This window comes from Paenibacillus sp. UMB7766-LJ446 (assembly GCF_030226665.1).
Taxonomy (GTDB): Bacteria; Bacillota; Bacilli; order Paenibacillales; family Paenibacillaceae; genus Paenibacillus; species Paenibacillus vandeheii.
Window position 1 is genome coordinate 71,380 of the sequence record NZ_JASOYM010000009.1, and the last position, 23,044, is coordinate 94,423.

Below are 23,044 nucleotides of genomic sequence, written 5' to 3' on the forward strand. Positions count from 1 at the left end.
GCTGCACCCAGTATTAATCCCCTATAACCAACACTGGCGATCTAAGCCCTCTTGGTGCTTTGGATTCCTCGTTCACTCCTTCCTCCATTATGCAAGCGCTACCAATTTGGGGATAGTTGAAAAACCCAATAAATTGATGGATTAATTAAAGATCCAACCTTTCTTCCGCAACAAAAAACACACCCGCACGGGGTGTGTCTTCATTCTGCCGGCAAGCCCGGCTTATTTTTTCATGTAGATGGAGCGCAGTTCCGTGGGAGAAACACCCGCATATTTCTTGAACTGTCTGTAAAAATAAGTGGAGTCCCAGTAACCCACCTCGCCCGCGATTTCTGCCGTCTTTTTGTCCGAATATAACAGCAAATGAGTGGCGCGCTCAATTCGGTACTGGTTCACATAATCGGAAAAAGTGGTGCCGACCTCTTGCTGAAATAATTGGCCGAGGTAGTTCGGATGGAGCTCCAGCCGCTGACTGAGCGTCTTTAGTGAAAGCTCATCCTGATAGTGATTCTTCACTACCTCCAAGACAGCCATGATATGCGGGCTGTACGTTTTCTCGGCGGTATGATATGTATTCAGCGTACGATGAACGGTTTTTCTCACCAATTGTTTCAGTTTGCTGAGCGTATGAATTCTGGACAATGGTCCGAAGATTTCCCCGTAGTCAGGTGTTTTCTCCAATTCCTTGGCAGCCAGCATCAGCTGGATGGCAGAATTAAAGAACGGTGTTCTCGGGAAGCAGCGTTCCTTACCCTCAACCATGAAGAATTCGTCGATGAACCGATCCACCTCTGTACTTTCCCCATCCCGCAGCAGCTTGTGGAACTGCTCCATCGCTGGCCCAGGCTTCTCCTGATGCGGATTGGCATCTTCTTCGCTCTCCACTCGCATGATGAAGGTATCACCATCCATAAACAAATGATTCTGAAGCCACAGCTTTACAGACTTGCAGCTCTTCGGAAAACCCAGATAGGTCGACTCCGATTGGCCGATGATCCCCCATGCACGTGCACCTGTGTCCTCGGCGACCACTTGCTTCATCCTGCTGAGTGCCTGAAGCTGCCATTCATCACGATCTTCCGTACGGGCTGAAACGAACAGCACCATGATATCTCCTTCTTGATCGGGAAAGCAGATTACCCCGCAGCCATCCGGAAGGCCTTGATTTCCGAGCAGCTCGCACTTCTCAGCGATTCCCGCAAGGTGTATCTGTGGATCATTCCCTTCGTCATCCCCTACAATCCGCAGAGCGGCTGCACAATAACTGGACTTGTTCATGGGAATCTCCAGCAGCTGCGCACGCTCCCGAAATTCTTTGGCGTCAATGGTCTCGTTCGCCCACCGCTGCAAAATATTGTTGCGCAGAATTTTCCAGCTCTGATCCATCTGAATCTGGCGGATTTCCTCCTGCTCCCAGTCGCGCTGCATATGCTTGATGGTTGCTTCCAATTCGTCCATATTGACTGGCTTCAGCAGGTAGTTCTCTACCCCCAGCGAGATGCCTTCCCGCACATATTTGAATTCTTCGTAACCGCTCAAAATAATGAATTTGGTATACGGATTGCGCTCTTTGATCTCCCGGATCAGCTCAAGTCCGGTCATTTGCGGCATCATGATATCCGTAATAATCAGATCGACATGGCCTTCGTCCATCATTGCTAGCGCTTCCAACCCATTGCAAGCCGTACCCGCAATCTGCATATTATTCTGATCCCAATCAATGATGGCTTGCATTCCTTTTACAATGAGCGGCTCATCATCGACCAACATTACACTTCTCATCCCGCTTCCTCCCTTGTGACTGGAATACTGATCGTCACCTCACATCCTTCGCCCTCCACACTGTTCAGGTGAAGACCATAATCACTGCCATAATTCAGACGTATGCGGTCGTGGACATTCTTAAGACCCAAAGATTGATCGGATGTCCCAGAAGTTTCATCGCCCGTGTGCAGCGCGTCTTGCAGTTCAAGCAACCTCTCCGCAGAGATCCCCTTTCCGTTATCCTTTACACGAATACGGATCACACCATCTGCTTCTGCGGCGGTGATGGTAATCCGGTTATCATCATCATTCGTACGAAAACCATGCACAATGTAATTTTCAATGATTGGCTGGATTAACAACTTGACGATCATGCTTCCCGCCGCTGCATTTTCAATATGAGTCTCCACTTCCAACTTGTCCTCATACCTGTACTGAACCAAAGCCAGGTACATGCCGCACAGCTCGATTTCCTCTGCCAAGGTTACATGCGTCTGCTTTTTGATCAAATGCCGGAACATCGTGGCAAGAATATAAATCATCTGTCCAACATCCCTGGCTCCCATGCTGATGGCTTTCATACGGATGCTTTCCAACGTGTTGTACAGAAAATGGGGATTGATCTGGGCTTGCAAAGCCACGAGCTGCGCATTCTTTTGCTTGATCTCCGACACATATACCGTCTCTATGTAAGACTCCAGTCGATCACACATATGGTTAAATCTCTGCGAAATCTGCTGTAATTCATCTTCACCCTCCATCTCGATCCGCTTACTCAGATCCCCCTCCTGCCAGCGCCGCATATAAAGGACGAGCCTGTGAATTTTTTTGGAATATCGGCGGATGATGGTGAACGTTACCGCAAAACTAACAATGATGCACAGGATAACAATCCCGATAAGACTGAGACGAATCGCTTGAAGGCTCTGTTTAATGTGCGACTCCGGAATAATAGCAGCCACGACCATTCCTGTATTTCCGATATTCAGCAGCTGCACCTTGGAGCGTTCCTCCAGATTCACCCAATCTTCCGGTAAATTCATCTGCCCCCAATAAGGGTAGACGGTGTTATCATACTTGCCCTGCGAATCGAAAATCACCTGACCTTCCCCGGTCATCAGCATGATCCTGTTGTCTTTGCCGTCGAGTCTGTCTCGCAGCAGCCCTTTGATCCGATCTGTATTCAGTTCAAACATAATTGCACCATACTGCTTCAATGTCACGGAGTCCTTGAGCACATTGGCGTAGCTGTATGGGGTAGGGACATCATCTATTTTCCCTTCGAAAAGCGGTTCACTGCCCATGTACTGCCACGGTGCACTTCGCAGCCGCTGGAACCAGTCCTTATGCCCTGCTGACAGCTTGGGTTGATAATAAAAGTGCTGGGTCTCCCGATTGAGAACATAGAAGAAATCCTGATCCGTGCTGTATAACATGACATTTGCAATCGAGGCTTCATCCTTTAGCAGCAGACGCAATTGATAATCAAAGTTCCCACGCTCCGTACGGTAGCTGTAAGCATATTGATTCAGGCGCCAATTGAGAAAATCCTCATATTCATGAGTCAGAAAATACTTCAAATCGTCGCCGATCATAGCGTCGGTATAAATCTGCTGCACGGCGTTATACAGTCGTTCGTACTGCTGGTTCAGATTAATACTGACAATATCCAGTTCCTGCAGACTGGCATCCATCTGTTCCTGTACAACCCGTTGCTCATAGTACCGGTAGGCCAGCACGGAGACACTGATGAACAACAGGACCATGACCATGGAATAAAACAACAGAATTTTGTTAAACATTTTTTTCTTCAGGTAATTTCTATACATGGTTCGTATCCTGGACATTCGTGCCTGAACACCTCCTTCAGACCCATTTCCAACTCAGTGTATCACCGTTTGGTTAAATTCGACAATCACCTGCTCCCAGGTATGTAATCCATATTTTGGTTTGTCAAAAGCGAATGGAAGCGCTATAATGGGCGCATTCCCCTATGAATATATGTAATACATACTCGCTTTGGATGCTCTCTAACTATGGATCACTCCCCGATAAAATGTACTGGGGGTTCTTAATGATGTTTCTTACTGAAAACAAACTTCAAGCACGTATCAATGAATTATCCGATCTCCGTTACCGGGATCGTTTACCTTTACATGCTTTTCTAGCCTGCGAAGACCGTAGAGAAGAGATTAACCCTGCCCTTCCGGGGGACGATAGCGATTGGAAGCCTATGCATACAGGAGAGAACTGGACTGGTCGAGATCTCTATTTGTGGCTGAGAACAAAAGCCGAGTTCCCTTCCTCTTGGAAGGATAAACGAATTGTCGGCCTGTTTGATTTTGGCGATACCGGCGGTGGTAACAATTCCGGCTTTGAGTCGCTGTTCTACTGGGATGGCAAGCCTTATCAAGGCGTGGATTCCAACCACAAGGAAGTGTTCTTTCCAGCCTCTGCAGCAGGCAGCACCAGCGAGTTGGTCTTCCGATTATGGTCTGGTCTGGAAGGTGGCGGTCAGCCCCGCAATCAGACACATACGTTCAGACAGGCTGAACTGTGCTGGCTGGATGAAGCTGTGGATGATCTTGTATTTACAGGGTCAGCGATTCTGGAAACGGTCCGAATTCTGGATGCCCATGCACCGGAACGTACGAAGCTGCTTCATGCGCTCCAGCAATCCTTCCGCCTCATTGACTGGTCGCAGCCTAAGTCCGATGTCTTCTATACTTCTGTGCATGAGGCAAGGGATGACCTGAGTGCCCGATTGAGTACGATGGACAAAGCCTCTGATGTGACTGTCACCTGTATCGGCCATACTCATATTGACGTCGCCTGGTTGTGGCGGCTGAAGCATACGCGTGAGAAATGCGCTCGCTCCTTCTCCACCGTTATGCGCCTGATGGAAATGTTCCCGGAGTACGTTTTCCTCCAAACACAGCCTCAGTTGTACGAATATGTGAAAGAGGACTACCCGGAACTGTACGAATCCATCAAGGAACGTGTCGCTGAAGGTCGCTGGGAAGCGGGCGGCGGCATGTGGCTGGAGGCTGACTGTAACCTGACCTCGGGCGAATCCCTGGTCCGACAATTGCTGATTGGCACTCGTTTTCTTAAAGAAGAATTCGGGACGGATTGCCGATATCTCTGGTTGCCCGATGTATTCGGCTACAGCTGGTCTCTGCCGCAAATTCTGAAAAAATCCGGCATTCATACGTTCATGACGACCAAAATCAGCTGGAACCAATACAACCGCATGCCATTCGATACATTCCACTGGCGCGGAATTGACGGCTCAGAGGTGCTGACCCACTTCATTACTACACCCGAGCCTTGGTCCGAGCCGGGGTCATGGTTCTATACCTATAACGGAAAAATCATTCCGAAGACGGTCAAGGGTATTTGGGATGCCTACCGCGATAAGGAGATGAACCAGGATCTGCTGCTGTCATATGGATATGGCGATGGCGGAGGCGGAGTTAACCGCGAAATGCTGGAGATGAGACGGCGGCTGGATCAACTGCCCGGACTGCCCAAAGTCAAGACAGGGCGCGCGGATGATTATTTTGAGAAGCTGCAGGAGACGGTGGAGAAGACCGATTCGTACATCCATACATGGGATGGCGAGCTGTATCTGGAATATCACCGCGGAACGTATACCAGCCAGGCGTACAACAAACGGATGAACCGCAAGCTCGAGCTGGCTTACCGTGAAGCGGAATGGCTGAATGCATTGCAAAGTATTGTGCACAATGACTGGAATCTGTATCAAGCGAAGTCCTTGACCGAGGGATGGAAAATCATTTTGCGCAACCAGTTCCATGACATCATTCCCGGTTCCTCCATCACGGAGGTGTATGAGGACAGTAGAATTGAATATGCAGAAGCTGAGCAGATTGGCAGTCACGTAGACACGCAGGCTCGGATGGCTATCGCTGGCAGCGGAGAATCTCCGCATACGTATACCATTTGGAACTCCTCCCCATGGGTCGTTACAGAGATCGTGAGCATTCCTGCGGCTTCAGGCGAACCGGAAACAGGGGCTTGGCTGAGCGATTCCGGCGCAATCCTGAACGCTCAATACCAGGATGGAGATTGGTCCGTTGAGGTGAAGGATATCCCTTCGCTGGGGTATACCACAATTCACTTCCAGAACAGTACGGTAAACGACAGCTTTGTGCATTCTTCATTCACCCATACAACGAATGGGATCGAGACACCGTTCTATCAGCTCGAGTGGAACGAGGATGGACAGTTGACCCGCCTTTACGATAAAGAGTCACAACGTGAGGTGCTTGCCAAAAATGCAAGAGGCAATGTGCTTCAGGTATTCGAGGATAAACCGCTGGCCCATGAGGCCTGGGATATTGATATCTTCTATCAGGAAAACATGCGAGAGATTACGAAATGCACCAGCATTGAAGTCATAGAGACTGGACCGCTTCAGGCCGTGATCCGCTTCGCTTGGGCATACCTTGGCTCGACCATTACGCAGAACATGACTTTATATGCCGGGCATCGGCGGATTGATTATGACACTGAGGTGGATTGGCATGAACAACAGCAACTGCTGAAGGTTGCCTTCCCTGTCGGTATCCGCTCCACCGAAGCCACCTATGACATTCAGTTCGGCAACGTTAAACGGCCAACGCACTGGAACACAAGCTGGGACTGGGCGCGTTTCGAATCCGTTGGCCATCAATGGGCCGATCTGTCTGACAGAGGTTATGGCGTCAGCTTGCTGAATGATTCCAAATACGGTTATGACATTAAAGATAACGTGATGCGGTTAACCCTGATGAAGAGTGCGACTCATCCTGATCCACATGCCGATCAAGGACTGCACTGCTTCACCTATGCTCTTCTTCCGCACCAAGGGGATTGGCTGGTGGGTGGAACCGTGCAGCAGGCCTGGCTTCTGAATGCTCCACTTCGATATACACAAGGCCAATCAGAGCAGCCAAGTCGCTCCATGTTCACCTTGTCCGGCAGCACAGCCATGATCTCGGCGGTCAAGAAGGCCGAGGATTCCAATTGTGTCATCGTACGCGTTCATGATTATTCCGGCAGCATGAATACGCTGGAATTGACAAGCGATCTGCGGATTCACGCGTGGAGAGAATGCAATCTAATGGAAGTGCCGGATGGCGAACTCCTGCATGATACGCCGGTAACTTTTACACTTGAGCCGTATGAGATCAAGACGTTTGAGATTGATCTGAGAGTATAATCGTATAACTACAACAGCTTAACCAAAGAAACCAGCAAGTCCCCGATGATGGGCGACTTGCTGGTTTCTTCGTACTGTCGTTATGATAGGGTCTCTATGGATCGCCTTTAAAGCATTCTGAACTGGAAGCAAGTTCGATGAGCCATGATTGATTTATTTTACCGTCTCCAATGAATAACGATTGCGTGGAATCTCAAGACCCAGATTACCCCGCAGTGTCTCATGCTCATACACGGTACGGAACAGCCCGCGCTCTTGTAAGACAGGCACGACCAGATCCACGAAGTCCGCCAGTCCGTTCGGTACGACCGTACGGATATTGAAACCGTCTGCGGCTTCGCCTTCGAACCACTCCTGAATCTGATCTGCGATCTGATCCGGTGTACCGATAAAGGATGTGCGAGGCGTCGATGCAAGCAATGCGACTTGGCGGAGGGTCAATCCCTGATCTCGTGCCTGCTGCTTGATCTTGTCCGTTGTACTGCGGAAGCTGTTACTGCCCAAATCACCAATCTTCGGGAAAGGCTCATCCAATGGGAATTGGGAGAAGTCATAATGATCGAAGTAACGGCCCAAATAATTCAATGCCTGATCGATGCTGACCAGCTCCGCGATCTCCTGATACTTACGCTCGGCTTCTTCCTCCGTTCTGCCCACGATGGGACCGATGCCAGGGAAAATCAAGATATCTTCTGCCTTACGCCCATAAGCCACCGCTCTTGCCTTCACATCACGATAGAACTCCTTAGCTTCCTCCAGCGTCTCATGCCCCGTGTACACAGCATCCGCTGATCGGGCTGCCAGATCCTTGCCGGATTCAGAAGAACCTGCCTGGAAAACGACCGGGTGTCCCTGCTCCGAGCGCGCCACATTTAGTGGCCCCTGAACGGAGAAATGCTCTCCTTTGTGGTTCAGCGTATGTAACTTGGATGGGTCGAAGAAAACGCCGTTCTCTTTATCTCCAATAAACGCGTCATCCTCCCAGGAGTCCCACAGCCCTTTGACCACATTCAGATGTTCTTCTGCAATTTCGTAACGCAGCGAGTGGTTCGGATGTTCGCCTTTGCCAAAATTCAGTGCCGAGCCTTCCAGTGGTGAAGTCACTACATTCCATCCGGCTCGTCCTCCACTAATCTGATCCAGAGAGGCGAATTGTCTTGCGACTGTAAACGGTTCACTATATGAGGTGGACAACGTCGCAACCAGCCCGATGTGTGAGGTTGCCCCCGCGAGAACGGAGAGCAGGGTCAAAGGCTCAAAACGATTTAGAAAATGCGGATTGGATTTCTCGTTAATAAAGAGGCCATCCGCAATAAAGAGCAGATCGAATTCCCCCTCCTCGGCCTTACGCGCCTGCTTCTTGTAGAAATCCAGATTAACACTGGCATTGATCGGAATATCCGGGTGTCGCCAAAAAGAGATGCTATTGCCGACTCCATTCAAGTTTGCTCCCAATCTCAATTTTCGTTGTGACATATGAATTCCTCCCTAAGTTATGGTGATGACCCATTCAGTCCGAGTATCCTTTTTTCACTGAGAGTCGTTTCATCATTTCTTCATGCTGTTTCCGCCTGCTTCTACTGGTGCCATGCCTAATCCCATTTTATTCGCCTGGTTCCTACCGCTTACTCGGACTGTCCAAGCTGCTCCCAGAAGGACAATGCCTGTTAAGAGAAAAACAAAAGGAATCCCCGTCCACCCGCCCAGAAAACCGCCGAGTAACGGGCCGAGTACAATACCGAATTGATTCGCGGTCTGACTCAGACTGACAGCCCTTCCCCGAAAATCACGATCCGCATATTGGATAATCAACGCATTTAAGGCTGGATACACTGCAGCGAAGAACAGGCCATAGACAAATCGCAGACTTCCAAAATAAATGAGGTTATACGCCGTCAATTGCAGCAAACTGCCAATGCCGCCGCCCAGCAGACCGATAAACAGCGTTTTCTCGTAGCCGATCTTCCCGCCAATTCGTCCCCAGCGTGGACCCATAATGACCGTTGCCACGCCAATGGCCGAGAAAACGATTCCTGCACTAAGTGTTGCACTACTGACGTCTCCGCCAATCTGAACCACATAAAGCGTCAGCACAGGTTCGATAATGAGCACGGAAGTCGAAACGAGTAAAATCAAACCATAGATTCGCATTAATCCGGGAGTGGAGGCTGCTTTTTTCAGATCACCAAGAATACTTGTGCGAACCACAGCACGGGGACCACGGGCTTCTTTTACCCATATCACCATCACGGCTGAGAGCAGTGTAATGATTCCCGAGGCGATAAAACAACCGCGCAGCCCAATCCAATGACTTAGAACACCACCCACAAGCGGTCCCAGAATTCCCCCGGCAGCCGTGGATGTGGAGATGACGCCAAGCGCATAACCTACATGCTTTTCCGGTGTATTGGTGCCGACCAACGTAATGGAGGCGGGATTGAAGCCGGCCATGAGTCCCTGAAATATCCGCACAGCAATAAACGTGTAAGGATCATAAACGAAATAATTAGCCAGGTGAGCAATGGCGAGACCCACACCCGAACGAATCAGCATCAGTTTGCTGCCGTATCTGTCAGCCAGCGATCCCCAGAAGGGAGCACATAGTCCACTGATCAGGAAGCTGATTGAGATCGAAATGCCAGACCAGACTTCTAACCCGCTCTGAATACCGAGATCATTTTGCAGAAACAGCGGAAAGAACGGAACAGACAAGGTGTAAGACATATGATTGAAAAACAGGCCAAACCACAAAATGTACAGATTTCGCTTCCAATGCGGCATCTTGGCATTCTCCATACTATATAATTCCTATATTAAAAGTAGGTTATTCTCCATATTAGGATACCGTCACTGGAAAGTATAATAGAAAAGTTCAATAGACCCATTCAACAATTAAATGAATGGATCTGTCTTATGTTTATTATTTGGACCGTAACGATTATTGTACTTGAACGGACATGTACACATCCACCTCATCTTCACTGTCCACCACAAATCCAAAGCGTTCATACAAACGCCGAGCAGGACTGCCCTGTAATACATTTAAAATAACACGTTTGCCCCGGACCACATCCCTTTTCAGCAGCATGTTCAGCACTTGGGTGCCTATTTGCTGACCCTGAGCATCGGGATGGATATAGAAATGTTCCAGTAGCAGCTCCTCCGACTTGGGCTTCAGAGCTACACAACCTACAAAAGAACCCCCAAACTCAATAATCCACGTGTGGACAGGGTCGAATGTATTACGGAAACGTTCGCGAACTCTCACCTCATCGTACCTTCCCAGCCTGTGTAGATCATCATACAGAACCAGGGCTCGCAACTCAGCAAGACTCTCCTGATCTGCCTGCTCGGATTGACGCATCGTGATCTGGATCATTGGATGACCTCCTTTTCCAAATTGATATACTCTGGATTCGACTACCTACGTTGCTTCGTCTTCATCCTCTTCTTCCATGCACTTCTGAATAAATTCAAATAAACCCGCAGCCTCAACCGACCGATGTCCCCAATCATGCCAAAAATATAGTACCTGTCCCACCGTCCCCGTTCCTGACGGATCGGTATCCAGACACAGATAATCCCCACCGCCATTTTCAGCAACAGGTATCCATTTGGGGTTCCACAGCTCGGGCTTAATGGCAGCATCGTCAATCTCGGGTTCCATCTCGTCCGGGTCGAATTCCTCCTGCAAAAACACCCAGTTCTCCTTCACCTGATCCAGAGGTGACAATGTCAGGTTACGAACAAATGGAGCTACGCCTATATTCCAGGCTTGTCCGTTATGCACACGATAAAGAGCCTTCATCTCTTCAGGCAATGTCACACCAAGTTGATTTTCCACGGATTGAATATCTTCATCCGTCGCACCCGGCTGGAGATTGAGCGTAACTCTACCATCTGCATTTGCTCCCGTCCCTTTTGCAATAATACGTTCCCACAGCAGTTCTGCTTGCTTGATCATTCTCCATCCTCCTTCTTGTGCGCTTTATAGATTGTCTATATCAATTGAACTAAAGAATATTTACACTTGCCACTCCGATGACAGAACAACCTTCCGATCGCTGTTATCCCCAGATTTTTTTGAAATCCCTTATATAAAGGGGAAAATCCGGTGATAAAGGCGAACGTTCCGCTTCTTCAGGTTATTTCTGTCCTCTCCGTTATCGTGTATATGTTTAGTTCAATTTTTTATATAGTCTAATAATATAGAAAATCTAGACTTCACGTTTTTCCTCCGGGGTATAGATAATTCGCTGATAATCCATGTCCTTGGTATCCATATCGCCCAGGTACATCCGTTGATGTTCAGGCACCTGTTCATATTTCTCCTTCAGCTGAGCCCGGTTAAACTCACTAGGGTCTTCCAAAAACATATGGTAGGCGTGGCGGCACTCCTCCAACGTCGTTTGTGCTCCACTCAGTTTCTTGTACATATCCAGTAGCTCCAGATACTTGTCATCCACATTTTCTGCGTAGCTTTCCTCCGAGAATGTAACCTCTCCCAAATCCAAAATATTGATAACTATTGGGCGTTCGATGGTTGTAAAAAAGGTTCCGTTCTTGAACCAAACCGCTAGGTCATCGATTGAAGCCATCACTGGATTTGGCAAGTTATAGATGGCCACCTGACCATCCTCATACACAACCAGAAGGACCAGGTAGTGCTGACCTTCGTACGTCATGAAAATGGAGAATCCATCCCCTTGTATCGTTTTATAGAACAATTCGCTCACAACTGCAAAATCAATCGCTTTAGGCGAATGTGAAATTCTTCTTGTCTCCATCAGTTGCTGCTGACGTGGTGTGATTTCAGCTATATTTCGGAATTCCGGATTGAGCATTCTGATCTTACACTGTATATGTTCGTAGTAGTCATTTTCGTTATACGCCCAGTTCGCGTGTTCGACTAGGTAGGCACCCAACCCATGGATGGAAAGCAACTCTCCATTCGGTATATGTGAGCCTAACCAGTAATCGTCAATCTTCCGCTTCAATCCCTTCAAATCAACCAGTTCCCAGCAATTAATCATCCCGTCTTCATAGATCTGCACCGGAATGAGAAAATGCTGGCCGCCATTATGTATGATGCCAGGGGTCGTTGTGCCCTCAATCTGTTTTGTTCTTCTAATCTTTTGCATCCATGGCACCTCACTTTATTACCCCACATTTTTTGGTTTATGTACTTCATCTCAAACTCTTACATTATTTCGTTATTAATTCTCTTGGCTTGTACAATCTCCTTGATAATCTTAGAACGATTCCATACAACAAACTTGAAGACATGTCCACTGTCTAATGTAATAGTAATTCCATTCGGGATTAGTCCCCATGTCGCACTTTTCTCAATCTTAGTCATAGCCCAAATCTCGATTTGAACCCATTCCGTCTGAAAATTAAGGCCATGAGGAATAAAAACTAATCGTTCATTAGTTAGAAAAAGCTTTCCTCCGACTCCTTCAAAACCTCTTAACCAGTTTGCATGAATCCTTTCAAAAATGACGTGTTCATGAGGGCCCAATTCTTCCATTTCTATCAGTCTCCTTCTTCAGTTTATAGCCGATCCTTTTTGCTTGAATCTCTATTATTATAGGTCGTTTTGACCGATATAGGAATATTTTGCACATGTTCATTTGTAAAAAAAGCACTGCCCAACGGAAATACTCCGTTATGGACAATGCCTCATACACGACTGCTTTGAAAGCACCCTCTCGATTACATATTACATCTCTTTCAAAATACCTTTGACCAGTCCGATGAAGGTTGTTTTCACTTTTGCCGCGACTTCAATCACTTCATCATGACTTAACGGCTGGTCCAGAATGCCGCAGGCCATATTGGTCAGACAGGAAATGCCCAGTACCTTCATGCCGCCATGAATGGCTACAATCGCTTCAGGTACCGTCGACATGCCCACAGCATCCGCGCCCATCGTCCGAATCATGCGAATCTCCGCTGGGGTCTCATACGCCGGTCCGCTCCACCATGCATACACACCTTGCTGCAAACTTACATTCTGCTCTTCTGCAACCTTCAAGGCAATGCTGCGCAGCTCACGGTTATATACATGTGATACATCCGGGAAACGCACTCCCAGCTCGGCGTTATTCGGCATCAGCGGATTATTGCCTACCAGATTGATATGATCGGTGATCAACATGAGCTGTCCAGGTTCGAAGCTGGTATTGATCGCTCCACACGCATTAGTGATAATCAGCTGCTCCACACCCAGTGCTTTCATAAACCGAACCGGGAACGTTACTTCATCCAGCGTAAACCCTTCATAATAATGAAGGCGGCCTTTCATAGCAACGACGGTCTTGCCCATCAGTTCTCCGATAACCAATTCGTTGGCATGACCGATAGCTTCGGATTGAGCGAAATACGGAATGTCCGTGTATGGAATGACGGTAGCATTCTCGATTTCTTCCGCGAGCGCTCCCAGACCTGAACCCAGAATCATGCCCACGACAGGTTTGGCGTTAATCCGGTTTAATATGTAATCTCTGGCTTCCTGAATATGTGCGGATTGATGCATGAATATATTCCCCCTGATAATCCGAGTTTGGATTTAAGTAGTAGCTATAAACCAAGTGTAATGAACAATAGACATGATGTAAACGGGAGCCGGATAAAGGAGGACTCTGGCTTGCTACCATAAGCCGATTAAGCTTTTAGTCCGGACTGTAACACCTCGAAATATTCTCTCAAAATCTCATCAAAAACAGACTCGTCATATTCCATTTGTTTTGATGCCCATACAGTCACCTGACCGATAGCATACTCGGACTCATGAACAAATCCGGTTGAAGGATCAGGGATAAGTTGTTCATCGACGTCCCCCTGTTTGGCCTGCTCCGTTGAGATACCCAACGATTGCAATCGTTCCGCCTGAAGCTCTGCCCATTGATTAAATTGGTTTCGAATCATATGAAAAGCTTCCCCACCTTCTGACTTGACCAACCTTCAGATCATTCATGCTTCAACATTACACAAAAAACCGATCCTCTGTCGAGAATCGGTTTCATTCATTAAAATAGACAAGGTATTTCGCACCAAAATGTAATGGCAAGCTGGCTCACTGCTGCTCAAGCGAATGCTGATTTTTGCTTTTCATGAAATCCATCCCCATACTCAGCAACAGCATCAGTGCAGCGAATATTATAGATTTTCCAATAGTTCTTTCAGGAAAGATCATATAGGCAACTGCAACGTTGCCTGCAATAACAAACAGGTAACTGCGGACGCGATCCATTTTCTCATCTCATTTCGGAATCAAATTCAGGACTCACTGTAACCTACTGAACCTACTGCTCTACCTTATCATATTTTTCCATATTAATCCAGAGTTCAACTTACTGCTTTCCACCGATTCCCTCATAGACAGCCTCGCATAGTTCAGTTGTGAACCTGCCCGACATGCCCTCCAGAGCCGTATTTGTGAACGCGACAACGCTCAGTTCTTTTGCAGGATCAACAAACCACGAGTGACCATAGGTTCCGCCCATGCGCCATGTTCCGGGGGACTCTGATGTGTTGGCGGCGACCGGATCTTTCAGCAACGTGAACCCCAGGCCAAATCCTCTGCCCGGCCAATAAGGCATCGTAAGATCGCCAATCTGATTGGTCGTCATATCGGTGACCAGCGCTTTGGGAAGAAGCGAACCTCCACCTTGACGCAGCGTTTCAAGCAATACAAGAAAGTCTCCTGCACTTCCTATCATCCCCGCACCACCTGAGAGATAGGCCGATGAATCAAGGTATCTTTCTGGAGCAAGACGGAAGCCCGCCGTTCCTTCAATAAAAGGAACATGGTCCTCATCACGCAAGCGACGTGGTTGCCCAGAACTGTCGGCATTGTCTGCATAGGCAGCTGTTATTCTCTTCGAATCTACAGCAACAAAATCCGTGTCCTTCATGCCCAATGGATGAGTCACGAGCAATTGTACCGCCTCTCGCAGCGATATCCCGGTCACCTTCTCAATGACTGCTCCGAGTATATCCGTTGCAATCGAATATCTCCACAGGGTCCCGGGCTCATATAGCAGCGGAGCAGAGGCAATCCTCAACACATTTTGTTCTAGCGTAATCCCAGCGAGATCCATCCCATCCGATACTCCCGCAAGTTCATAGGCTCCCCCGTTCTCCTGAAAGAAACGATATGTCAGGCCTGCGGTATGCGTCATCAGATGACGTACCGTTATCGAAGCAACCTCGCCATCGGGCTGTTTGGGGCGAAATTCTGGCAGCCATTTGGCGACCAGATCATCAAGCTTTAATTTACCTTGGGATATCAGCACCATGGCAGTTGTGGATACAATCGGTTTAGTTACGGATGCATATCTGAATAATGCATTTTGCTCCATGGATCTGTTTTTCTCCCGGTCAGCAAGGCCCGCAGCGCTGTTATAAACTAGCTCCCCTTTCCAGACAATCTGAACAACAGAACCTACAATTCTTTTTTCTTCCAATGTACGGTGGATCACTTCATCTACAGATGAAGGATTAAACTTCATTTCTTTGTCTGACATACTTCTCTTCCTCTCCAGGCGCTATCCGCTTGATTATTTATAGTAAGTGTGTTTATTATATAAGTGATTTCATCGTTGTTACATAAGGCGATTAAGTTATGCGGATCAATTCCCAATGAATATAAAGGTATTTACACACCATATCCTATAATTTAAAAGGAGGTCGTCTCTTGGACCAAATCGATACCAATATCCTCTTCCATTTGCAAAACCAGGCAAGGCTATCCATGACCGAATTGGGCAAATTGGTAGGATTGTCTCAACCAGCCGTAACGGAACGCGTGAAACGAATGGAAGAAAGCGGAGTGATTGAGGCTTACCGTACAGTCATTTCTCCACAAAATGTGGGGAGGTCGAGTACATCCTATCTTCTGTTTCGGACAAGGGAATGTCATGCCTTTCTTGATTTTTGCCGCTCCTCACCCGAAGTGGTGGAATGTCATCGTGTGAGTGGAGAGCATAATTACTTATTGAAGGTGATGACGGATTCAATCGCAGGTCTGGAAGCCTTTGGAGATCGATGCGATCAATACGGCACCTATACCACCCTCATCGCGATGTCTTCACCTATTGCACATAAGAACTGGATCGAGGGAACGAATATGCTGTAAACGGGTGTACTGTAGACGAACGAACAGCTGATCCTCTAAGCCATTTAAAAAAGGCTGTGCCTTACGAAGAATTACTTCTTCATGGCACAGCCTCTTTCATAATCTCCTTATTGGCGCTCACCATGTAACAGCCGGCTCTTAACCAGACTTAGGAAAACCATGCTTTCTGGCGCACCAAGCAACGATCAGAGCCAGAACCAGCAACAGGATTAAGGAAATCGGCAGAAAACGAGCACCCATCTGATCCAAAAGGACAGCTCCGACGATCCCGCCTCCCCCAATTCCCAGATTCCACGCTGTCACCAGCATGGATTGAGCGATATCGGCACTCTTGCCCCCGGCCTGTGCCATGGCAGTCTGCAGCAACGTCGCCGCCCCTCCAAATGTAAGCCCCCAGGCGATCACTCCAAGGATGATGATGAATGGTTGATGAATGAATATCCCCATGGCCAGAGATGCCAGTGCAAATATGACTAGACTGAACAGGACCAATACCCTCATATAACGGTCAATCAACAGCCCAGTCAACCATATACCGATCACCGAAGTCACTCCAAAGATCATCAGCACGAGATCCACCCGTTTGGACAGCATCGTCTCGCCCAGATAAGGTGAGATATACGTATACAGAATGTTATGGGCCAATACCCAGGTCAGAACGACAAACAATATGGGACGGACTCCCGGTATAACAAAAATCCGATGAAGCGCAAGCTGATGACGGGCAGGCTCCCCTTCATAGTCAGGCACTTTCCAAAGCACCCACAATACAAGCACTACCGTTAATAATGAGACAGTTCCGAAAATAAGACGCCATCCTGCATAATTGCCCAAAAAGGTTCCCAATGGAACGCCCAATGCAAGCGCGAGCGGTGTGCCTACCATAGCGACAGCCATCGCTTTTCCCTTTAAGGAGTCTGAAACCAACAGACGTGCGTAACCCGCAGTAATTCCCCACAATACCCCAGCAGATACACCCGCCATAAAACGGGCAGCAAGTGTCAAACCATATACCGAAGATACAGCCGTAATCGTGTTGAAAATCAGAAAACCAAGAATACATAAAAGCAACAGCGGCCTGCGTCTCCATCCACGTGTAGCTGTCGTCAAGGGAATCGCTGCCAGAAGAGATCCCACCGCATATAATGTGACGAGCTGGCCAGCCAAACCTTCCCTGATCTCCAGATCTTGTGCTATTTGCGGCAGCAGCCCCGCTGGCAAGCTTTCTGTAAGAATGCATATAAATCCAGCCATGGCCAAAGCGAGCAGTGCCGACCAGGGCAGGCGTTCTTTCGCCATTGTGTTAGGGTTCACGAAAACTCTCCTTTATCCTTTATTTTGGTATAGTCCAAAAGCCTGCGGTCTACAGAATAAGCTTATAAAATCGAGTCCACATTTGGCATACTTAATCAACGGCAGATCGATCATTTTAAGAGGATAATTCAGTTAATTTCGACGTTTCACTTTGAATTTCAATGTAAACGCTATTAAACATTCATCATGAGATGCAAAATCACTAGAGATTTGCAGCAAAAATAAAAAAACAGGCATGTCATTTACACAAGGAGATAGCGATCCACCTCCAAGGTAAAGACTTGCCTGTTTTATTTAATTTTTTCATTTTAATGTATAGCCCCCGAGATAGGTTTCCATCAGTTCATTAGAGAGCTGAATGGCTTCGGAACGATTCGTTGCGGGCATGGATAGCATAAGACCATCTTCGGAGCTCCAGCTTTTACTGTTCTGCTCTCCGTTCGAATCCTCCTCCGAAATGGCGATGGTGAGTTTGCTGAATGCTCGATCTACGAATAGTGTTCCGTATACGAAGATATCCGTTTTCTCATTTTCAGAAATGATGTATTCCATCAATCCGTATCCTTTATGAAAACGAATTTCGAGCCTCTTTTGATCTTCAGGTACGGGTAAAGGTTCACCTTCAATATCAATGGTTCCTCTGAATATGTAATCACCCGAGGTCGTTAGATAACGCTTTCCATCCATGTTGATATGAACCGTTTGCTCTGGTTCCTTGTTGTCTTCTCCCAACCGATATTTTACAGCCTCTCCATCAAGATGAATCGTTCTGGGCAGAAATAGCAGAACCACACTGATCACAATCATCAATACCCAGATGGCAAGTATAATCGAAATGATTTTTTTCTTCATGGTCCATCTCCTCAACTCATCGTTCTACAACTTTTGAAGATATACAGTCTCTTTCTGATCTTCATTCCATTGAATATGGACAGGGATAGGGAAGTCTTCATTCTCCAGATATTTCGGACCCGAGGATTGCTTAATATCCCGGAAAGGCGTACCCAGATTTTCTACCAATCCGCTGGCTGTTAGATCTTTACCGCCAAATTGATAACCAACATCTTGCACCATATTTTCATCACCGATGTATCTGATCGTAAATTCAACCATACCGGTTTGAAACCTGTTGGTCACCTCAACTTTCCAATGATCACTTTCCCCTTTCAGAGATATTATCCTGTCAGAACATCCTGTTAGGATAAACAAGAGCGTAACAAAAGCCAAGTACTTAATCTTCATTTTCTCCCCTCCTTATCGAAGATGGTACATGAATTAATTACAGATTATAACATATAAACTACTTGCATAACGGTTTAAAGCAATTCGCTTACTTTCATTACGGCACTAAATCAGGCCTATGCTTACAGATGCCTTAAAACGCCCGGCTGAAATTGGCACACAATTTTGCATACAACAAAAAAACCGGCCACATCGTGACCGATTCAATCAGCTCCTCGGGGAGCGTTGGTGTATATGTGTAAATGAAGTAGTAGTCTATGATTGATACTGCTTATAATGATGTGCCAAAACGACTCCTTGGGCTGTAGTTGCTGATCGAACATAAAGACCAGTTTTTGCGTCCACGCACGGGGAAATTCTCCGGTTACAACTTGTCCACCTGTAATATAGTTACCGGCTTCACCGTACAAGCTGGACTAATCTGCTCTTCCGTCAGTATGTTCAGCTTGATCAGGCTTTTCAGCTTATGACTGTCCACCTTGGACAGCAGTCGCCAGATGTCAGGATCGGGAAGAGAAGCGTACAGCTTCTGATCATCATATTCCTTGCGGTGCTGAAGCACCGTTTTGACGGCGTATTCCCCAACCTTCGTCTCATAGACCCCCTGCTCCTCACAATACCCTACAATCTCATCTCGTAGTACAGAGAGCTGTTGTTCAATTTCTTTTTGCTGCTGCTTTAATTCAAAATAGGTTTGCACTTTCTGTTCCATACCTATCACACTCCTCTATACCATAGGTATGCTAATGAGGACGATTTAGGACAGGACCTTGAGGTTTATTTCAATGACTCTTGATGAAATAAAAGTGCTTCATTTAAATAGGGATTATTTTCAAGGATTGTTCTAATTCGCTTTATTACACCTGGTCCATCAGGGACATATGCCACTCGCTTCAAAAGAATCCAGCGCAAACAGGCCATAGCTTCAAAAATCTCCGCATCGTCTGGTGTGTATTCCGTCAGACTCTTGAATAGAGCACTGTACATCTTACCGTTTCGTTCCCCCGTATAGATCGTCATCAAAAAAATGGACCACGCCATATCGTATCTGGGATCACCGCGCTGCCCGTTTGTCCAATCGATGATCGTATATTGATCACCTGCCTCCAGAACATTCCCCAGGTTATAATCACCGTGGATCAACGTATCCTGTCTAAGCTTAATCCGTTGAAGAAGGCTTGTCAGAATCAGATGCATATCCTCATGAAGTTCAATGGAGGGAAAGAAATAGCCAACAAAATCATATTGTGGTATGAAATTTGCATCCGCGTTACCCGTATCATTTACATCATAACCATGGACTTGAATTAACTTTTGAGCCAATTGCTTCAGCTTGGCTTTGCTTAACTTGGCTATAGGCTCACCGTCATAACTGGTTAGTAAAACTTGATTCTGATCTTTGTCAGTACCCCAACCGTAGGGCTTGGAAACGTGTATTCCACTTTGATAAAGTTCAGATAAAAGTCTGTATTGATTGCCAATATCGGGTCTGGAGTCCTTATTCCATACCTTTAACACGTAAGAGCGGTCAGCACATTCGATCTTCACAACGTCTGCTTCAAGCCCTGGTGACAGGGGTAGCATCTTGTATGGTTTTTCTAGCAGGAAGCGAATCTCTTCATTCAAATCAACCCAACGGATACTTTCCAGAGCTACAATCATTTTGCCCGACCCTTCTTTGTAAATTTAGAATTTGGATCATACTGTTTCCTCTTCACTCTAGTTATAAGGAGCAATAAGTCCTTTACCAATGAAATTGGCAGATACGGGCTTCTTGTCCAATTCTCTGGACCATACCGATAATTGCCCCATATGGTGAATTTCATGAGCAATCACGTGACGCATCACTTCTCCCCACGATTCCTTGACGACGGCGCTATCCAATTCGGGATCGATGAAAGGTCTCTTTTCCATGCTGGGGACCCAGGATAGAACAAATGCTTCCACATCAGGTCGCAGCTTGCGATCGAATTGTCGTACGGCCTCCAGTGTTTTATAATTATCAAAATTCTCCATACCATCCGGTTTGCCCTGCAATAATTGAAGCCAGCTCCACTCTATATCGATGATATGAAAAAACGTTTGCAATATATTGCCTACTCCGCCCGTCCGAGGCCGAAGCAGCTCTTCAAGCGGCACATCCTCACACCACTGAAACCACTGCTCACGCACGATCCAGTTATAACGAAAGAAAGATTCCATTTAGCCATTCTCCTTTACTACATAATTGAACTAAAGAATATTTACACTTGCCACTCCGATGACAGAACAACCTTCCGATCGCTGTTATCCCCAGATTTTTTTGATCCCTTTTTCAACGGGGAAAATCCGGGGATAAAGGCGAACGCTCCGCTTCTTCAGATTATTTCTGTCCTCTCCGTTCTCGTGTAAATGTTTAGTTCAATTTATATATCATGCGTTTTAAGAGCTTTGATCAGTTCCATATTGGCAAAAGTTTTGTCCGAATGTTCAAGGTCTCCGTATATCCTGCTAATCTGATCAAATCCCGATTTGGTCCAAAATCGTAATGCAGGCCAATTTTTGAGTGCCACGTTGATTCGGATTTCCATATAACCAAGCTCAGAAAATAATTGGGTCAATGCATGCATCATTTCTTGTCCATAACCTTGCTTCTGAGTCTCACTATGGATATACAAAAATTCGAGGTAAACGGAATCCTCTTTGGGGTAGCCATGGTACAGGCTCAGCACACCTATACTTTTGTTTTCCTTACTCGTACGAATGGTCTGAATTCGGTAGTTTTCCAACCTTCCCCCAGGAGGCAGATCGCCTTTCTCAAAGCACGTTCTCACATAATCCGGCTCATGATCTCGTCCGTCCCATTCCTGCACATAGCTACTCGTTCCAACAATGTATTGAATATCAAAAATCTCAGATTCTTTCAAATCGGACATGAAGAGTCGGTCTGAATTCCATGCTGCTGGAATCTGTTTCATATCATCACTCCACTCTATTCGTGCCTTCTATCATAACCCATGATATGGTAAAAACAAAAGAGCCGCGATCCTCGCATCTCCCTACTCTTTTGGCGTCGTCATTCTCTTCTTTACATAGAGTAAAACATGAATTCCAGCGTAAATAAACAGGACATTAAATAAATACATAAGAGCATTCACATGTACATTAGAAAGGAACCATATTGTATCATCAGGTTCCTTATAGTGATAATCAGTAAAGAATCGCAATGGAAAACCATACTCTGTTCGTAAAGGCCCCTCCGTATAGGCTGTTCCGGGAATAAAAATGACTGCCAACACTGCAAGCCAGGCTGAAAGATTAAATATTCTTTTATTAAACGTCAATTCATCTCATCCATTCATGACATTTTCGCTATCCACCACATTCGCAAACATGCTCAGAACCGAATTGTGGTGTTCTATTATCTGCTCAGCTTGAAGAATGTTGGAATTCCATGTACTATGAGCATCTCGAACCAAGGTTACTGCATAGCCAAGGCTGCTTGCTCTGCGACAAGTCGTATCCACGCATATCTCCGTCTGCATGCCAGTCAGAATAAGATCCTTCACTTCGTTTTCTTGTAATTTCAGATCCAGATCTGTTTCGTGAAACGAGTCCGGTGTCTGCTTTTCAATAACAAGGTCACCAGTAATCGGCGCAATGGACGGGTGAATCGCCCAACCTGCCGTTCCACGTTCAAGGGGACTCCCAGCTCCTTCACTATGCTGAATGTAGATGACGGAGTGACCTTTTTGCCGAGCCTTGGAAATGATGTGTTGTATTCTCTGAAGCAATAAGTCCCCTTGATATACGGGATCTACTTCATCGAACATGGCTACCTGAACATCGATTACAAGAAGTGCACAGTGGGTTGGCATCTAATATTCCTCCTGACAAATGATATTACTCCAGCACTTGATATAACTACGTCTTCCGTTTTCGTACCTTTAACAAACTTTCCAAACCCAGATCGACCAGTACAAACAGTATAGCAGCCATGACGCCAAATAAGGTCAAATTTAATGACTCTCTAAAATTTAAAATCTCTTCGCCAGCGCCCATGAGCAAATAATAGATATACATCCCTAGTACTCCAGCACATCCATAGCCAAGTATCCTCGTAGTTAGATACAAGACATAATTGGCGAATTGAATTCGGCTCAACAAATAATCCAGCAATAGGGATAAAGGTAGCCCGATAAATAAGATCAGGGGAGTCGCGTATACAAAATAAGCAATAATATAAAAATCAAAGCTGTAGGAATCATTCATGGATATTATACTTGCAATTAAAGTAAAACTAATGATGGTTAACACGGTCGTCAGCAGCTTTCTTCCAATATTCATCTCACCACTCCCATTAGGTTACTTGTATT

Annotated in this window: 23 protein-coding genes; 2 read left to right on the forward strand and 21 right to left on the reverse strand. The window is 46.5% G+C overall.

What is annotated here, in order from left to right; translation table 11 throughout:
* Positions 1-222: 222 nt before the first annotated feature.
* Complete coding sequence (locus QP794_RS21280; RefSeq protein ID WP_285078768.1) at positions 223-1,782, reverse strand: response regulator transcription factor; 1,560 nt, start codon at positions 1,780-1,782, stop codon at positions 223-225.
* Entirely contained in the window at positions 1,779-3,566 is a 1,788-nt protein-coding gene (locus tag QP794_RS21285; RefSeq protein ID WP_285078769.1) for a cache domain-containing sensor histidine kinase, read from the reverse strand. The genes QP794_RS21280 and QP794_RS21285 overlap by 4 nt, the downstream gene beginning before the upstream one ends.
* 275 nt (positions 3,567-3,841) lie before the next feature.
* On the opposite strand from QP794_RS21285, the gene QP794_RS21290 reads away from it, so the two are divergent.
* Positions 3,842-6,991: an alpha-mannosidase gene (locus QP794_RS21290; protein WP_285078922.1), complete on the forward strand. Its 3,150-nt coding sequence runs from the start codon at positions 3,842-3,844 to the stop codon at positions 6,989-6,991.
* Between the two features lie 153 nt (positions 6,992-7,144).
* Here the strand turns inward: QP794_RS21290 and QP794_RS21295 are convergent, their stop codons facing one another.
* The 10 genes from QP794_RS21295 to QP794_RS21340 all read right to left on the reverse strand — a co-directional run bounded on the left by QP794_RS21295 (position 7,145) and on the right by QP794_RS21340 (position 15,522).
* Positions 7,145-8,467: an LLM class flavin-dependent oxidoreductase gene (locus QP794_RS21295; protein ID WP_285078770.1), complete on the reverse strand. Its 1,323-nt coding sequence runs from the start codon at positions 8,465-8,467 to the stop codon at positions 7,145-7,147.
* Positions 8,468-8,539: 72 nt separating this feature from the next.
* Positions 8,540-9,787 (reverse strand): MFS transporter, encoded by a 1,248-nt coding sequence (locus QP794_RS21300; protein ID WP_285078771.1) that lies wholly within the window; start codon positions 9,785-9,787, stop codon positions 8,540-8,542.
* A gap of 142 nt (positions 9,788-9,929) precedes the next feature.
* Positions 9,930-10,370, reverse strand: coding sequence for a GNAT family N-acetyltransferase (locus QP794_RS21305; protein WP_285078772.1), 441 nt, complete (start codon positions 10,368-10,370; stop codon positions 9,930-9,932).
* Between the two features lie 45 nt (positions 10,371-10,415).
* Positions 10,416-10,955 carry an SMI1/KNR4 family protein gene (locus tag QP794_RS21310; RefSeq protein ID WP_285078773.1) on the reverse strand — a complete coding sequence of 180 codons (540 nt, stop codon included), beginning with the start codon at positions 10,953-10,955 and terminating at the stop codon, positions 10,416-10,418.
* 253 nt (positions 10,956-11,208) lie between these two features.
* The gene (locus QP794_RS21315; RefSeq protein WP_285078774.1) at positions 11,209-12,132 is read right to left on the reverse strand and encodes a DUF7638 domain-containing protein; all 924 of its coding nucleotides are present in this window, start codon (positions 12,130-12,132) and stop codon (positions 11,209-11,211) included.
* A gap of 59 nt (positions 12,133-12,191) precedes the next feature.
* On the reverse strand, positions 12,192-12,521 hold the full coding sequence (locus QP794_RS21320; protein ID WP_285078775.1) for a GRAM domain-containing protein: 330 nt from the start codon (positions 12,519-12,521) through the stop codon (positions 12,192-12,194).
* Between the two features lie 192 nt (positions 12,522-12,713).
* Positions 12,714-13,529 (reverse strand): purine-nucleoside phosphorylase, encoded by an 816-nt coding sequence (locus QP794_RS21325; protein WP_285078776.1) that lies wholly within the window; start codon positions 13,527-13,529, stop codon positions 12,714-12,716.
* A 128-nt stretch (positions 13,530-13,657) separates the two neighbouring features.
* Positions 13,658-13,921, reverse strand: a complete 264-nt coding sequence (locus QP794_RS21330) for a hypothetical protein (RefSeq protein ID WP_285078777.1) — start codon at positions 13,919-13,921, stop codon at positions 13,658-13,660.
* A gap of 148 nt (positions 13,922-14,069) precedes the next feature.
* The gene (locus QP794_RS21335; RefSeq protein ID WP_285078778.1) at positions 14,070-14,246 is read right to left on the reverse strand and encodes a hypothetical protein; all 177 of its coding nucleotides are present in this window, start codon (positions 14,244-14,246) and stop codon (positions 14,070-14,072) included.
* Between the two features lie 100 nt (positions 14,247-14,346).
* Positions 14,347-15,522 (reverse strand): serine hydrolase domain-containing protein, encoded by a 1,176-nt coding sequence (locus tag QP794_RS21340; RefSeq protein ID WP_285078779.1) that lies wholly within the window; start codon positions 15,520-15,522, stop codon positions 14,347-14,349.
* A gap of 170 nt (positions 15,523-15,692) precedes the next feature.
* Between QP794_RS21340 and QP794_RS21345 the strand changes: the two genes are divergently transcribed.
* Positions 15,693-16,133 (forward strand): Lrp/AsnC family transcriptional regulator, encoded by a 441-nt coding sequence (locus tag QP794_RS21345; RefSeq protein WP_285078780.1) that lies wholly within the window; start codon positions 15,693-15,695, stop codon positions 16,131-16,133.
* A gap of 138 nt (positions 16,134-16,271) precedes the next feature.
* Here the strand turns inward: QP794_RS21345 and QP794_RS21350 are convergent, their stop codons facing one another.
* The 9 genes from QP794_RS21350 to QP794_RS21390 form a co-directional block, all read right to left on the reverse strand.
* Entirely contained in the window at positions 16,272-17,432 is a 1,161-nt protein-coding gene (locus tag QP794_RS21350) for an MFS transporter (RefSeq protein ID WP_285078923.1), read from the reverse strand.
* Between the two features lie 318 nt (positions 17,433-17,750).
* Positions 17,751-18,299 (reverse strand): hypothetical protein, encoded by a 549-nt coding sequence (locus QP794_RS21355; RefSeq protein ID WP_285078781.1) that lies wholly within the window; start codon positions 18,297-18,299, stop codon positions 17,751-17,753.
* A gap of 24 nt (positions 18,300-18,323) precedes the next feature.
* Positions 18,324-18,584: a hypothetical protein gene (locus QP794_RS21360; RefSeq protein ID WP_285078782.1), complete on the reverse strand. Its 261-nt coding sequence runs from the start codon at positions 18,582-18,584 to the stop codon at positions 18,324-18,326.
* Between the two features lie 469 nt (positions 18,585-19,053).
* Positions 19,054-19,401 carry a hypothetical protein gene (locus QP794_RS21365; protein ID WP_285078783.1) on the reverse strand — a complete coding sequence of 116 codons (348 nt, stop codon included), beginning with the start codon at positions 19,399-19,401 and terminating at the stop codon, positions 19,054-19,056.
* A gap of 65 nt (positions 19,402-19,466) precedes the next feature.
* Positions 19,467-20,351 (reverse strand): phosphotransferase family protein, encoded by an 885-nt coding sequence (locus tag QP794_RS21370; protein WP_285078784.1) that lies wholly within the window; start codon positions 20,349-20,351, stop codon positions 19,467-19,469.
* Between the two features lie 57 nt (positions 20,352-20,408).
* Positions 20,409-20,891 (reverse strand): DinB family protein, encoded by a 483-nt coding sequence (locus QP794_RS21375; RefSeq protein WP_285078785.1) that lies wholly within the window; start codon positions 20,889-20,891, stop codon positions 20,409-20,411.
* 203 nt (positions 20,892-21,094) lie between these two features.
* On the reverse strand, positions 21,095-21,646 hold the full coding sequence (locus QP794_RS21380) for a GNAT family N-acetyltransferase (protein WP_285078786.1): 552 nt from the start codon (positions 21,644-21,646) through the stop codon (positions 21,095-21,097).
* Positions 21,647-22,018: 372 nt separating this feature from the next.
* Positions 22,019-22,546 (reverse strand): cysteine hydrolase family protein, encoded by a 528-nt coding sequence (locus QP794_RS21385; RefSeq protein ID WP_285078787.1) that lies wholly within the window; start codon positions 22,544-22,546, stop codon positions 22,019-22,021.
* A 46-nt stretch (positions 22,547-22,592) separates the two neighbouring features.
* Positions 22,593-23,015, reverse strand: coding sequence for a hypothetical protein (locus QP794_RS21390; protein ID WP_285078788.1), 423 nt, complete (start codon positions 23,013-23,015; stop codon positions 22,593-22,595).
* Between the last annotated feature and the right edge of the window lie 29 nt (positions 23,016-23,044).

What these genes read in the sequence shown, in the direction of transcription:
- QP794_RS21280 (WP_285078768.1), bottom strand. Translation starts at nt 1,782, where the DNA reads ATGAGAAGTGTAATGTTGGTCGATGATGAGCCGCTCATTGTAAAAGGA.
- QP794_RS21285 (WP_285078769.1), bottom strand. Translation starts at nt 3,566, where the DNA reads ATGTTTAACAAAATTCTGTTGTTTTATTCCATGGTCATGGTCCTGTTG.
- QP794_RS21290 (WP_285078922.1), top strand. Translation starts at nt 3,842, where the DNA reads ATGTTTCTTACTGAAAACAAACTTCAAGCACGTATCAATGAATTATCC.
- QP794_RS21295 (WP_285078770.1), bottom strand. Translation starts at nt 8,467, where the DNA reads ATGTCACAACGAAAATTGAGATTGGGAGCAAACTTGAATGGAGTCGGC.
- QP794_RS21300 (WP_285078771.1), bottom strand. Translation starts at nt 9,787, where the DNA reads ATGGAGAATGCCAAGATGCCGCATTGGAAGCGAAATCTGTACATTTTG.
- QP794_RS21305 (WP_285078772.1), bottom strand. Translation starts at nt 10,370, where the DNA reads ATGATCCAGATCACGATGCGTCAATCCGAGCAGGCAGATCAGGAGAGT.
- QP794_RS21310 (WP_285078773.1), bottom strand. Translation starts at nt 10,955, where the DNA reads ATGATCAAGCAAGCAGAACTGCTGTGGGAACGTATTATTGCAAAAGGG.
- QP794_RS21315 (WP_285078774.1), bottom strand. Translation starts at nt 12,132, where the DNA reads ATGCAAAAGATTAGAAGAACAAAACAGATTGAGGGCACAACGACCCCT.
- QP794_RS21320 (WP_285078775.1), bottom strand. Translation starts at nt 12,521, where the DNA reads ATGGAAGAATTGGGCCCTCATGAACACGTCATTTTTGAAAGGATTCAT.
- QP794_RS21325 (WP_285078776.1), bottom strand. Translation starts at nt 13,529, where the DNA reads ATGCATCAATCCGCACATATTCAGGAAGCCAGAGATTACATATTAAAC.
- QP794_RS21330 (WP_285078777.1), bottom strand. Translation starts at nt 13,921, where the DNA reads ATGATTCGAAACCAATTTAATCAATGGGCAGAGCTTCAGGCGGAACGA.
- QP794_RS21335 (WP_285078778.1), bottom strand. Translation starts at nt 14,246, where the DNA reads ATGGATCGCGTCCGCAGTTACCTGTTTGTTATTGCAGGCAACGTTGCA.
- QP794_RS21340 (WP_285078779.1), bottom strand. Translation starts at nt 15,522, where the DNA reads ATGTCAGACAAAGAAATGAAGTTTAATCCTTCATCTGTAGATGAAGTG.
- QP794_RS21350 (WP_285078923.1), bottom strand. Translation starts at nt 17,432, where the DNA reads ATGGCGAAAGAACGCCTGCCCTGGTCGGCACTGCTCGCTTTGGCCATG.
- QP794_RS21355 (WP_285078781.1), bottom strand. Translation starts at nt 18,299, where the DNA reads ATGAAGAAAAAAATCATTTCGATTATACTTGCCATCTGGGTATTGATG.
- QP794_RS21365 (WP_285078783.1), bottom strand. Translation starts at nt 19,401, where the DNA reads ATGGAACAGAAAGTGCAAACCTATTTTGAATTAAAGCAGCAGCAAAAA.
- QP794_RS21370 (WP_285078784.1), bottom strand. Translation starts at nt 20,351, where the DNA reads ATGATTGTAGCTCTGGAAAGTATCCGTTGGGTTGATTTGAATGAAGAG.
- QP794_RS21375 (WP_285078785.1), bottom strand. Translation starts at nt 20,891, where the DNA reads ATGGAATCTTTCTTTCGTTATAACTGGATCGTGCGTGAGCAGTGGTTT.
- QP794_RS21380 (WP_285078786.1), bottom strand. Translation starts at nt 21,646, where the DNA reads ATGAAACAGATTCCAGCAGCATGGAATTCAGACCGACTCTTCATGTCC.
- QP794_RS21385 (WP_285078787.1), bottom strand. Translation starts at nt 22,546, where the DNA reads ATGCCAACCCACTGTGCACTTCTTGTAATCGATGTTCAGGTAGCCATG.
- QP794_RS21390 (WP_285078788.1), bottom strand. Translation starts at nt 23,015, where the DNA reads ATGAATATTGGAAGAAAGCTGCTGACGACCGTGTTAACCATCATTAGT.